The 12,582-nt window shown below is 42.6% G+C and carries 8 protein-coding genes; 3 read left to right on the top strand and 5 right to left on the bottom strand.

Going from position 1 to position 12,582, the window contains the following annotated elements; genetic code table 11:
• The first annotated feature begins 19 nt into the window (after positions 1 to 19).
• Entirely contained in the window at positions 20 to 835 is an 816-nt protein-coding gene (locus ACS8FD_RS09565; RefSeq protein ID WP_439275613.1) for a hypothetical protein, read from the top strand.
• 419 nt (positions 836 to 1,254) lie between these two features.
• On the opposite strand, the gene ACS8FD_RS09560 is transcribed toward ACS8FD_RS09565, so the two are convergent.
• From ACS8FD_RS09560 to ACS8FD_RS09550, 3 genes are read right to left on the bottom strand one after another with little or no spacing between them, the layout of a single operon-like run.
• Positions 1,255 to 4,794, bottom strand: coding sequence for a hypothetical protein (locus ACS8FD_RS09560; RefSeq protein ID WP_439275612.1), 3,540 nt, complete (start codon positions 4,792 to 4,794; stop codon positions 1,255 to 1,257).
• A gap of 48 nt (positions 4,795 to 4,842) precedes the next feature.
• A complete protein-coding gene (locus ACS8FD_RS09555) occupies positions 4,843 to 6,012 on the bottom strand; it encodes a MalY/PatB family protein (RefSeq protein WP_439275611.1) in 1,170 nt (389 codons plus the stop codon).
• 57 nt (positions 6,013 to 6,069) lie between these two features.
• Positions 6,070 to 6,876 (bottom strand): crotonase/enoyl-CoA hydratase family protein, encoded by an 807-nt coding sequence (locus ACS8FD_RS09550; RefSeq protein WP_439275609.1) that lies wholly within the window; start codon positions 6,874 to 6,876, stop codon positions 6,070 to 6,072.
• A 221-nt stretch (positions 6,877 to 7,097) separates the two neighbouring features.
• Here ACS8FD_RS09550 and ACS8FD_RS09545 point away from each other — a divergent pair, with 221 nt between their 5' ends.
• Positions 7,098 to 7,763: a LysE family translocator gene (locus ACS8FD_RS09545; RefSeq protein ID WP_439275608.1), complete on the top strand. Its 666-nt coding sequence runs from the start codon at positions 7,098 to 7,100 to the stop codon at positions 7,761 to 7,763.
• 65 nt (positions 7,764 to 7,828) lie between these two features.
• Complete coding sequence (gene rlmF / locus ACS8FD_RS09540; RefSeq protein ID WP_439275607.1) at positions 7,829 to 8,863, top strand: 23S rRNA (adenine(1618)-N(6))-methyltransferase RlmF; 1,035 nt, start codon at positions 7,829 to 7,831, stop codon at positions 8,861 to 8,863.
• Positions 8,864 to 9,020: 157 nt separating this feature from the next.
• Here the strand turns inward: rlmF and ACS8FD_RS09535 are convergent, their stop codons facing one another.
• Entirely contained in the window at positions 9,021 to 9,611 is a 591-nt protein-coding gene (locus ACS8FD_RS09535) for a manganese efflux pump MntP (RefSeq protein WP_439275606.1), read from the bottom strand.
• A 107-nt stretch (positions 9,612 to 9,718) separates the two neighbouring features.
• A complete protein-coding gene (gyrB, locus tag ACS8FD_RS09530) occupies positions 9,719 to 12,364 on the bottom strand; it encodes a DNA topoisomerase (ATP-hydrolyzing) subunit B (RefSeq protein ID WP_439275605.1) in 2,646 nt (881 codons plus the stop codon).
• Between the last annotated feature and the right edge of the window lie 218 nt (positions 12,365 to 12,582).

Raw genomic sequence — 12,582 nt, 5'->3', positions numbered from 1 at the left:
TTTTAAAAAGGATTCACCAATGAAAATGGAATTTTTGTCACAGTCAGCACTAAACATTAGTGCGCTTACTTTAGCCATTGCCGCCACTTCAGCATGTACAGCTATGACCACAACGCCTGAGACTCAAGCTGTTACTACTAACCCTACTGCTATCATTCTAGGCAACAGCGCTATGTCTAGTGGCACTAACGATACCGTCGCTATCGGTAATATGGCCAACGCAGGACTCAATTCAGCAACCGCTGTCGGTGGTCAAGCCAATGCTGCAGGTCTCGGTTCAACGTCTATCGGTTGGCAATCAAAAGCCACTGCCGAACGCGCACAAGCCTTCGGTCATCTAGCCAATGCAGCAGGGGTACGCTCTACTGCTGTTGGTGAAGCGGCTATGGCTGGTGGCAGCAATGACACCGTCGCAGTCGGTAATAAAGCCAGTGCCGGTATGAACTCTGCCACTGCCGTCGGTGGTGAAGCCAACGCGGCAGGTCTCGGCTCTACCTCTATCGGTTGGCAGTCCAAAGCAACTGCTGAGCGCGCACAAGCTTTTGGTCATATCGCTAATGCTAGTGGAGTGCGTTCTACCGCTGTGGGTGAAGCCGCTACTGCCCAAGGCACCAATTCGGTAGCAGTCGGCAATAAATCAATGGCTGGCGGCATGAACAGCATCGCTATCGGTAACGGGGCAATGGCAGCCAAAAGCAATCAAGTGGTGTTAGGCAGCGCCGGACAAGTGCAATCTAGTACCGCGTCACAGTCAGGTACGGTCAGAATTGTCACTATCGATGACAACGGTACGTTAGGCACTATGCTGGTCGACTACTACAAATCCGCTCGCTAAGCGGTTGATTACTGATATTAGCAAATCTATGAGCCAGTAATCCTAAACAAAATAACAAGACCTCGCCATGGCGAGGTTTTTGTTGTTTAAATTAAAAGCATTAGAAGGGTCGTAGGGGGGTGGTTAGCGCAGCGTAACCCATCGAGTATATTGGTAATTATTTAAAAAATTAAGGTAGTCGTAATTAAAATAAAGGATCGGAGCTAATCGCGCCTTTTGCTTGTATCTGTACCCCTAAGTGTGGCGGGCACTAACGGCTAATGGCATTCCTGTATTCTCGATACTACCCTCAGCCGAGTGCCCGCAACCCGCTTAGTCGCACAGGATACCGCGTCAGTCACGGCTAAAACGCACCTTCGTAGCGAGGTTAAACTAAGAGTTTTAAATATGACAACTATATCAGTATCACGATTGTCTTCTTAGTTATCCTTATAATCAGAAATAACATCTTCCGCCTCCCTTCTATAACCATTAGCAAGCTCTCGAAGTGTCACTGCAAAACGGTGATAACCTGCGTTTTCAATAGCCTCTGCTTTATTATCATATTCGATTGCTAAATTTTTCTCTGGTTGACCAGTTGGATCTACTAAATGGGCACCTCTCGAGTTGTATAAGCCCATGCTGTAACCATGACGAAGTTCTTTAGCATCTTTATCGTTCAAAGTTGCGGCAACTGTCCTGTCAATCCATAACCTATCGCTATCTTCTGGTGTATTGTTGAGAACGCTACCTATCTGCTGCATAGCAACTCTGTAATGCCCAGAACCTATACATATTTTTTTAACTTCTTCGAACCATTCTTGAAATAAATCTAAGTCAAAGTGACCTTCCATATCTGTTCCAGGCATAGTATTCCAGTTATGGAGTAATTGCCAAGCATTAGTAGCTAATTGTCTGTTGTTTTCATCTATAGTATCTGTTTTAAAATCGTCATTAGTAGATCTATAAATTGACTGAATTATCTGACAGAAGAAATTCGCATCTGTCCCAAGCTTCCATTCTAAAAATTTAGGTCTAGCGTCAAGTCGATAATCAAGCCATGGTAAATAAGCCCATTCTATTTTAGCTAACGCTTCTTGATTTATTTCTTCTTCAGACTGTAAGTATTTTATTAACTTAACAACTTCGTATGGTACGAGTGCGTTAATAGATTCTTTAGAGTTTACGCTAGCTAGTAGTACCTCTATACATTGTTCACTATCCAAGCTCTTACCTTGAAACATCCCACTAGATATACATCTTAAAGCTGCTCGTGGTCTCTCATAGTGTAAAAGCTTATTCACAGCAAATTTTATATCTTTCTCAATATATAAGGCATTAGTAAATGTTCGAGTCCAATACTTTGTTTCATCTTCTGACAACCAAGACTCGACTCTTTCCCATGTGTTTTCAGAAAATGGCAAATAAGATAAAAACTGACCTAAATCCTCTTCTGACCAGTTCAATCTATTAATATTATCAACCCAATTCCAACTTTTCTCTCTTAATGATTTGGATATGTATGAACTCAGAAACTCTTTTAACTTATTATCTGAAGTTGTTAACAAACTTGGTAATAAATATTCATCTATCTTATTATTCGGGATACTAGCTAAAGCATACCCAACAGCTTGAGGTGAGGATACTACTTTTACGAATTCTATAACCTGTTCAATACCGCCGTAGGTTAACAACTCTTCTATTGCCACCATCCTTTTTTCATCAAGTTTACTTTGCTCTTGATTAAAGTCATTATTACTTTCATAAAGCTCAAAGTCTCTTTCTGAAAATAAATATTGATAAAGCAAAAAAGGATTCTTTGGTGCAAATTTTTCAGAAACATTCTCTATTTTATCGATCATATGACTTGGTAATACCCACTCTGCATCTGTAAATTTACGATGCTTAACAGATAGTACTGTTAATTCATTCCAAATACGCTTTTTATTTTCTTCTGACAGAGCGTCAAAGGTTTCAGAGCTTAGTTTGTCAATAAAAGCTTCAAAACTTTTTTCAGGAAGATTATCTAAGTTTTTGATTAACTCTACATTACGTTCAATATCTTTCTCTGTCATACCTACAATCAAATCACCGAAGAAATCATTCTGTTCCCAATATTCTTGATTTGAAATATTAGCTTCCCACTCACTAGAGATAGCATTTTGCCATTTAGGCTTATAGTTTTCGAAAGCAGTTAAGTGCTTATTAGGTAACAACTCAAGTAATAGATTCCAACCTATATCTGGCTCTTCCCTTACTATAGTAGTTATAGCTGTTTTTCTCTTTTCTAAATCGGCTGTAGTTTGTGGTCTCCAAGGTAGTAAAATTGTTGTGAGAGAGTTGATTGGTCTATTTGCCCAATTGCCACCTGTATCATGTCTTGCAAGTTCACCTAATATACAAACAACACGAACTAAATGTTGTGGATTCCAAGCTAAAGCTTCAAGTCCCCATAAAAGACCTGTAATGTAGTTTGTCTGACCAAATCCACTACCCTCCTGTGCGAATATTTCATCGAAGGGACAAGGGTCTAAGCTCAATGTATTTTCTATTTGTTTAAGAAACTCATTAGGGTTGGCTTCAGCTAAATTAGGTAGTAAGTTGTTTAGCGTTGCCCATTGTTGCCAAGTAGCTTCACTTAACAATTCTCTCAATAAAATACAAATTATATTTTCTGCTTTCGATGGAGTACATTGAGTAAATAGTTTCGCATGATTTCCAGTCAGTGCCATGCTTTCTGCAAGATTTTGACGCAGTATGCCTGAATATGTAGTAACTTTTCCTTGTATAGTAGCTAAATACCTTTCATCTTTAGACAACTCGAATGCAGGATCTTCTTCATTCAAGACTAGTTCTACAATAGTTTTGAAATTATCTAAATCATTATCAAAAATTAGTGAGCCTAACGTCTTAAGTAATTCTATTTTGTCACTAATCAACCAAGCGCCGTTTTTGAAAACTAGAGGACTATTAGATTGTTTAGAAATATCTTTAATAATAGGCAAGCAATCTTCGTATTCTTCATTCAGTAGTTGGCTTACTATTTTTCTATCGTTCTCATTTTGATCACTCCATCCACCAATAAGCAGTAGAAGTGCTAACTCCGAGCTATATTGATAATTAATCAACTGGTTATGCGTTTGTCCCCTACTATTTTTTAAATGGCTGGGTATTTCTATGATAGACCTATGCTTAGCGAAATCTTTCAACAAGTCTTCAGGTAGACTATCTCTAGTTATGGTTGTACCACTTTGATTGTATGATTGAACAACATCGACAATTCTACTCCATACCCTACTAATATCTTTATTCTGAAATTGGGAAATATGAGAGTGAATTAGAGATAGAACCACACCTTTTTCGTCTCCTAAGTCATAACCTAAGACCTGAAAACAGCCTAAAAAATTATATAATTCTTCATCAGTTAAATCTGTACCATTATTGGCATTTTTTAAGTGTAGTTTAAACACATCAAGTTTATTATTAGCTTGGGAAGGGCTAAATTTAGCCATCTTAACGTTCGTAAAAAACTCCAAAGAGTCCTTAGCATATTTAGCTTGGCGCAAAATAAACTGAACATTTTTATGGTCAGTTGCACTTATATGACTAGTAATCAACGCAATAATATCTTTACGTTTATCGAAAATAGAGCTATTGTTAAAGTCAGTCCACGCTGCTTGTATAACCTCACCAAATGTAGAGTCACCTTTAGTAATAGTAATAGAATGTTTTACTTGACCCAGTAGTCTGCGAGACTCATTAGTTTCCGAGTCTTCAATCAATAGAACCAAGTCATCAGTCTCATAACCTAACCTCTTACCTTGAAGAGCTATTTCTTTAATAGGCCAACATGGCATATTAGGAACATGACCTCTAGATAGCATCAAAGCTACAAAACATGCTTGAATATGCGCCTCAAAATGTGCGCCTCCGCCCCCTGTAGAAAACGGATTGCTGATTTCCTTACTTTTATTAGCCAATTATTTTCTCCAAAATATTTTATAATATTATAGAAGTTATTTTATAAACTAAACACTACCTCCAAAAGCCGCATAAACCCGATTTAACCCCTCACGCAGCAGCGGCTCAGGACACGCCACATTAATACGCATTTTCAAATGACCCTCAGCACCATATTGAATCCCTGCACTAAGCTCAACTTTAGCGTCTCGAAGCCTATCATAGAGCGCTTGATCATCATCGCCATACGCGGAACAATCGAGCCATATCAAATACGACGCTTCTGGGCGCATAACCTTGATATCAGGCAGATGCCCTGCTAAAAATTCTATCGTAATCTCGATATTTTTTTCGATATAAGCCAGCGCTTGCTCAAGCCATTCCCCGCCCTCTTCATAAGCACTTTGCATCACGGTATAGGCAAATAAGTTTAGCTCATACTCATCATTTAAGTGCTGCTGCTGGCTGATTTTTTTCAGTAGTGCATCGTCTTTAGCAAAGATCATCGAGCCTTTGATACCCGCTATATTAAAGGTTTTGGTCATGGAGGTTAGGCTGACCACCTTATGCACGTACCCTGCTGCTTCTGCGAGTTTTAAAAACGGCGTAAAGGTATGACCACTTAAGGTTAAATCTTGATGGATCTCATCGCTAACGATGGCGACATTGTGTTTTTTACATAGCGCAAGGAGTGCCTCAAGCTCATCAATAGTCCAGACACGCCCGCCCGGATTATGCGGATTACAGAATAAAAACAGCTTTACATTATGCTGAATAATCTTGGCTTCGATATCTTTTAGATCCAGCTGATATTTGCCATCAACTTCCTTTAATGCAGACATCACTAGCGTGCGATCATTTTGCTGCACCTTAGTCATAAAAGGCGTATAAATAGGGTCATTGATTAGTACCGCGTCCCCCGCCTTGGTAAAGACCTGCATCATCAGTGCGAGGCTTGGCACCACTCCCGGCGAAAATAAGATATTATCCTGCGTCAAATCCAAACAATAACGGCTGCTATGCCAGTGAATAATCGACTCATACAATTCCGCAGTCGGTTTGGTATAACCCAAGATACCGTGCTGCACGATTTGCTCGAGGGTATTTAGAATAGGCTGAGCGGCCCTAAAATCCATATCCGCTACCCAGAGCGCAATGGTGTCATCGTCATAAGGCCATTTGAGTGATCCGGTATTACGTCTATCGATGATTTCATCAAAGTTATATTGCACTGGCATTATCCTTTATAGAACCCAAAGCTTTACTGTTTATTATGAAAGGTTTAATAAAGGCGTTTAACGCCCTTTAAAATTTGCCACACGGCGCTCAACCATCGCCATCGCGCCTTCTTTTGCGTCCTCTGAATGAAACAGATGCGGTAGATAACCATGAATGTTGGCTAAGGCTGCTTTTGCGCCATTACGGCTAGCATCTTGCGCTGAGGACAGCAGCCCTTTTACTCCAAGTGGGGCAGCCGTGCAAATCTCTTGCGCTATCGTCAGTGCTCGCTTGTACTCTTCACCATTTGGCACGATTTCGCTAACTAAATTCAGTCTGTCCGCGGTTTGCGCGTCGAAGTTCTTACCCGTAAGTAAGTACGGCATCGCTTTTTGCCAACCTGCTGCCGCGACAAAGCGTACCGTCGCCCCACCAAATGGCATGATACCGCGCTGTACTTCCATCTGTGCAAAGTTGCAATTGTCACTTGCGATAACGACATCACTGTTGAGCATCAGCTCAATGCCAGCGGTAAAGCAGGTGCCTTGTATCGCGACGACGACAGGTTTGCTGCGCAATTTGCCGCCGATACCCCACGGATCTATTTCATCATCATTAAATTCAAACGCGCCTTTGTCCCATTTGTCTTGTAGCTCCATCAGATCAAGACCAGCGGTGAAGTGCTCACCATGCGCAAATATCAGCGCACAGCGTAGATTATCATCGTTGTCATATTTAGTAAGTGCTTCGGAGAGCTGTTTGATCATATGGCTGTCAAAGGCATTGCGCTTGTCCGCGCGATTGAGTCCGATGAGGCAGATAGTGTCGTTGGTCTCGTAAGTAATGCGAGTGTTCATATTATGGATATCGTTTTGGGTAGTCATAACCTGATCCTTTGAGTTAATGAGTATTGTGAGTGATTGCAGAGGATAATATGATAAGCAAGGTGATAAAAAGTTACTTTCAATATAGACATACCTGCGCTATTACACAAGCTACAATCTTAAGCGCTGTGCGCAGCGATACAGCAAAACTTAATAGTAGTTGACCTGATTTATGATAGCTGCCACTATTATGCAACTTGTAACCCTTATTAGAGCGCGTTATGGAATTTTGGCACGGTTTTCTGCTTATCACTAGCGTACATTTGCTAGCGGCCGCCTCGCCTGGCCCTGATTTTGTTTTAGTTTCACGTGAAACATTAACAAAAGGCCGACGTACCGGACTGATTTGTAGTTTAGGGATTACCTTAGGTCTATCGATTCATATTATCTACTCGGTATTAGGACTGGCGACCGTTATTGCGCACTCGCAGCCACTACTCACTGCTATTAAATGGCTAGGCGGCGCGTATCTGATTTATCTTGGTTGGCAAGGGATTTGGTCTAAACCAAAACATCCAACCGCGGTAATAGATAACCATTCAGCAGAGCAATCTACTGCATCACGAGTGCAGAATACAACTGTAGCCAACTCTACCTTTTCGACACTACGCCGTGGTTTTTTCTGCAATGTTTTTAACCCTAAAGCGCCCGTCTATTTTGTAGCGATCTTTACTTTGGTATTATCACCCGGTATCCCGCTTTGGCAACTGGCTATTTATGGCTTGTGGATGATGGTATTGCAGATGGCCTGGTTTAGCACTGTGGTCATACTGCTCTCTATTCCGGCTATTCTTAGGCGTTTTCAGCGCTTTGAGCATTGGATTGACCGCATCTTAGGTAGCGCGATGATCGTATTGGGATTAAACCTAATTTTGCGCAGCCGATAAACCATTCGGCGTTGATGAAATCTGCTAAACTAGTCGGTTATCTTCAGACTTTATAGCCCAATACTATGACCAATTTCTCTTCTAAAAATAACAGTCCAAAACATAGAAATAGATCCCCAGCAACCGCGAAAAAACTCGGTCAACTGCATCCGCGTAATCCGCATCAAGGTCGCTATGACTTTGCGCTATTGACCCGCGCCTTACCTGAGCTTGCTAAGCATACCATCACTAACCCTAAGGGCGAACCGACGATTAATTTCTCTGACGCTGAGGCAGTACGCGTGCTTAATCAGGCGTTGCTCGCACATTATTATGGCGTAAAATTTTGGGATATCCCTGAGGGTTATCTATGTCCACCTATTCCGGGGCGCGCCGATTATATTCATTATATTGCTGACTTACTCGCGCAGACCACCCATGTCAACAGTGATAATACCCCGCCCACGGGCAAAGATATCCATGCGCTAGATATCGGTACGGGTGCCAGCGCGATCTACCCTATTATCGGTAGTCAAAGCTACGGCTGGCGTTTTACTGCCAGCGATATCGATCCGGTATCAGTCAATACGGCTACGGTGATTAGCCAAGCCAATCCCAAGCTAAAAAGTGCGATCAAGGTCAAGCTACAACCTGAACCAAGGTACATCTTTAAAAATATTATTGGTAGGCAGGATTATTTCGATGTAGTGGTATGCAACCCGCCGTTTCATGCGTCATTAGAAGAAGCTATGGCCGCCAATAGCCGTAAGCAGCATAATTTACAGCGGCATCGTGGCAAAAACGAAAGCGCGCAAATCAGTCGCCATTCCACAAAATCAGGTAATGCTGCGCAAAACCTCAACTTCGGTGGTCAACATAAAGAGCTATGGTCTGAGGGTGGCGAGATTGCTTTTTTGACTAAAATGATCAAAGAGAGTAAGGATTTTGCTGAGCATGTCGGCTGGTTCACAAGCTTAGTGTCCAAGTCTGAAAATGTAAAACCTTTGCAGCTACTATTAAAGCAATTAGATGTGGCACAGATGCGTATTATTGAGATGAGCCAAGGCCAGAAGAGTACACGGGTATTGGCTTGGCGGTTTACTAAGAATGAAGCGGAATAATCTCAGCTTGAGATAGTCCTTGGTTTATAGCTTAGCTATGTTCCACATGGAACCTAACTAGCATTTTGCTTAAGAAGATATTTCACGTGAAACAATAAAAACCCTACTTTACTATTAAAGTAGGGTTTTTATAAGACTATTAAGACAAGTTGATTAGCTAAAAAAACATCACCTTTAAACCAATAGCGATAAGCACCGCACCGCCTAACCCTTCCGCTTTATCCTCCAGCCAAGTTCCTGATTTCTGACCTAAATATACCCCAAAAAAGCTAAAAACAGCAGTTACTATGCCAATAATTAAACAAGCCAATCCAGCGTTTAAAAGCAACAAGTTAAGCGTAAATCCCGCTGCCATCGCATCGATACTCGTCGCAACTGCCAACGTCAACATAGTGTTATGATTGATACTTTTCGACTGATTATAAGCTTGATCTAGGGTTTCATTATTAGTAACCACACCTTCGTCATGGCACAAGAATATCTCATAGATCATCTTTGCGCCGAGTAGGATAAGAATAGTTCCGCCAATCCAAGGCGCGGCAGCAGTGAGCCATCCTAACAGTGCCGCCCCTAACCAGTAACCGATAAGCGGCATGATGCCCTGTGCAATACCAAAATATAACGCGGCATAGATAGCTAAGCGCAATAGATAATAGGGATTTCGCTGTTGATTTTTTGCGCCCAGACCTATGGCGACAGCAAATGCATCCATTGCTAAAGCCGTAGCTAGTAAGATAACTTCGATCATTTCACTCGTCGCTTATTCATAAATGGATCTTGTATAGGTTTCACATGAAACAAAAAAGCCACCTTGCGAGCAAGATGACTTTTATTATAAATAAATATTAAACCCAGTTAGATATCTAAGTTAGAAACTGTCAACGCATTCTCTTCAATGAAGACACGACGTGGCTCGACATGATCGCCCATTAGGCAAGTAAACATATGATCGGCAGCGATAGCGTCCTCGATAGTCACACGTAGCATCCGGCGATTCTCTGGGTCCATCGTAGTATCCCAAAGCTGATCGGCGTTCATCTCGCCGAGACCCTTATAACGCTGAATAGCCAGACCACGGCGCGCATCTAACATCATCTGCTGCCACAGATAATCAAAGTCACGTACTGGAATATCTTTAGTCGTACCACTACCCGCTTCTCGGCGAATAAAGGCGCTATCTTCCAATAAGGTATTCCACTCTGCTGATAAGCGTAGCAACTTGCTATACTCACCTGAGTTGATGAAGCTGGCATCAAGCAGATAATGATGAGCGAGCTGATGGACATAAATAGTGACTCGAGGTAGCCACTGTGCTTTGTTCGATATCATCTCACTGTTAGGAGCGGCTTGAGTCTCACCTTCTATCTCTAGCTGCGACTCTGCTTGTGCATTCATACCTAATAGATCAGCGGTGACCGCATCCGTAGCAGCTGTTACTGGCGCATGAATATTGACCAGTTCAATCTCAGGGCTCAACTCATCACCGAATTGATTCAGCTGAGTTTGTAGCTGTGCCTGCCATTCTTCCATGACTGATTTATCGTAAGTCATGTCTGTGCTCAGCTTTGGCGTGTGCGTTAGCGCATCTAACAGCGTCGCTGGAAAACGAATTTGCAAACGAGCTTTTATCAGCTGCGTTTGGTTATAGTCATTGAGCAGCGTTTCTAGTGCTTGTCCAGTGATCGCTGGCGCATCTTCACTGACATGCAGCTTAGTATTATCAATCGTCGAGGACAACAGATAAGCTTTTAGCGCTTCATCATCTTTAAGGTAAAGCTCTTGACGACCTTTTTTGACTTTATACAGCGGCGGCTGCGCGATATAGATATAACCACGTTCAATCAGCTCCGGCGTTTGACGGAAAAAGAAGGTCAATAGCAAGGTACGAATGTGTGAGCCATCGACGTCAGCATCGGTCATGATGATGATTTTATGATAGCGAACTTTGTCCGGATTATACTCATCAGGGCCGATACCACAGCCAAGCGCGGTAATTAAGTTACCTACTTCTGCAGAAGACAGCATTTTATCAAAACGCGCGCGCTCAACGTTTAAGATTTTACCTTTAAGCGGCAGAATCGCTTGCGTCTTACGGCTACGACCTTGCTTAGCACTACCGCCAGCAGAGTCACCCTCCACTATGTATAGCTCTGACAATGCCGGATCTTTTTCTTGGCAGTCAGCAAGTTTGCCGGGCAGACCGGCGATGTCGAGTGTCGTCTTACGACGGGTCATCTCACGGGCTTTACGCGCCGCATCACGGGCACGCGCCGCATCAATAATCTTACCGGCGATCGCTTTACCCGCGCTTGGGTTTTCTAGTAAGAAATCATTGAATTTGTCGTGCATCGCTGATTCAACCGCAGATTTTACTTCGCTTGAAACCAGCTTATCTTTAGTCTGACTAGAAAATTTTGGATCAGGAACTTTAACAGAGACAATAGCCGTCAAACCTTCACGCGCGTCATCACCTGTAGCGGTAACTTTCTCTTTTTTGAATAAGTTTTCGCGATCCATATAGCTGTTGAGCACACGGGTCAAAGCTGAGCGGAAACCTGATAAATGCGTGCCACCATCGCGCTGCGGAATGTTATTTGTGAAGCACAGCACCTTTTCGTTATAAGTATCGGTCCATTGCAATGCCACTTCGACCGCGATACCGTCGTCTTGCTCGCTCGTGAAATGAAAGACGTCATTAATACCGTCTTTACCGGCATTGATGTAGCTGACAAATTCAGACAGACCGCCTTTGTGCTCAAACTCATGACGCTTATCAATGCGCTCATCAGTTAGGACGATACGTACTCCCGAGTTCAGAAAGGACAGCTCACGCAAACGCTTGGCTAAAATATCGTATTCAAAGACAGTACCGGTAAAGACATCACTACTCGGATAAAAGCGGATTTGAGTCCCTGTCTGATCCGTAGCTTCCATTTGCTGGATTTCGCTATCAGGTACACCGTCGGTATAAGTTTGCTGATAATGGTAGCCTTCACGCCAGATATTCATCTCAAGCTTTTTGGATAGCGCGTTAACTACGGACACCCCTACCCCATGCAGACCGCCCGAGACTTTATAGCTATTATCATCGAACTTACCACCCGCATGTAGCACCGTCATAATAACCTGCGCCGCTGATACGCCTTCCTCAGGGTGAATATCGACAGGAACACCGCGACCATTATCGCTGACACTGACCGACTCATCTTCATGAATGACAATATCGATCTGATCACAGTGACCGGCGAGCGCCTCATCGATAGAGTTATCAACGACCTCAAACACCATATGATGCAGGCCAGTACCATCGTCGGTATCACCAATATACATCCCTGGACGTACGCGCACCGCTTCCAGTCCGCGCAAAACACGGATGTCCTTGGAGCTATAATCAGAAGGTATACCTTCAGGCGCTACAGTATCGAGTGTATTGGTCTCAAGCGTACTCTCTAAACTGACGGTATCTAACTGCTCGTTATCGATAGGTAATGAGTCACTCATGTGCATTCCTTAATCAAGCCGTGATCAGCTAATAATTGTACGCTAGCTTTATACAAATCAATATAAAGATAGCGTCTTACTAAGGTGTCTTAAACTTCACTTTTTACTGTGGAACTTCACTCCCACAGTAATTATTACCAATAATCTAGCACCTTATTGATAATAAAAAGTATGAAATAAAAGTTATAGAATAGTCGCTGAAAACAGGGCAAACATAA

Source organism: Psychrobacter sp. 1U2 (assembly GCF_051847575.1).
Note: the sequence above shows the minus strand (reverse complement) of the source record. Positions and strands in the feature narration are given on the sequence as shown.

Coding starts and splice junctions, on each gene's coding strand:
- ACS8FD_RS09565 (WP_439275613.1), top strand. CDS start 20: ATGAAAATGGAATTTTTGTCACAGTCAGCACTAAACATTAGTGCGCTT.
- ACS8FD_RS09550 (WP_439275609.1), bottom strand. CDS start 6,876: ATGACTACCCAAAACGATATCCATAATATGAACACTCGCATTACTTAC.
- ACS8FD_RS09555 (WP_439275611.1), bottom strand. CDS start 6,012: ATGCCAGTGCAATATAACTTTGATGAAATCATCGATAGACGTAATACC.
- ACS8FD_RS09545 (WP_439275608.1), top strand. CDS start 7,098: ATGGAATTTTGGCACGGTTTTCTGCTTATCACTAGCGTACATTTGCTA.
- rlmF (WP_439275607.1), top strand. CDS start 7,829: ATGACCAATTTCTCTTCTAAAAATAACAGTCCAAAACATAGAAATAGA.
- ACS8FD_RS09535 (WP_439275606.1), bottom strand. CDS start 9,611: ATGATCGAAGTTATCTTACTAGCTACGGCTTTAGCAATGGATGCATTT.
- gyrB (WP_439275605.1), bottom strand. CDS start 12,364: ATGAGTGACTCATTACCTATCGATAACGAGCAGTTAGATACCGTCAGT.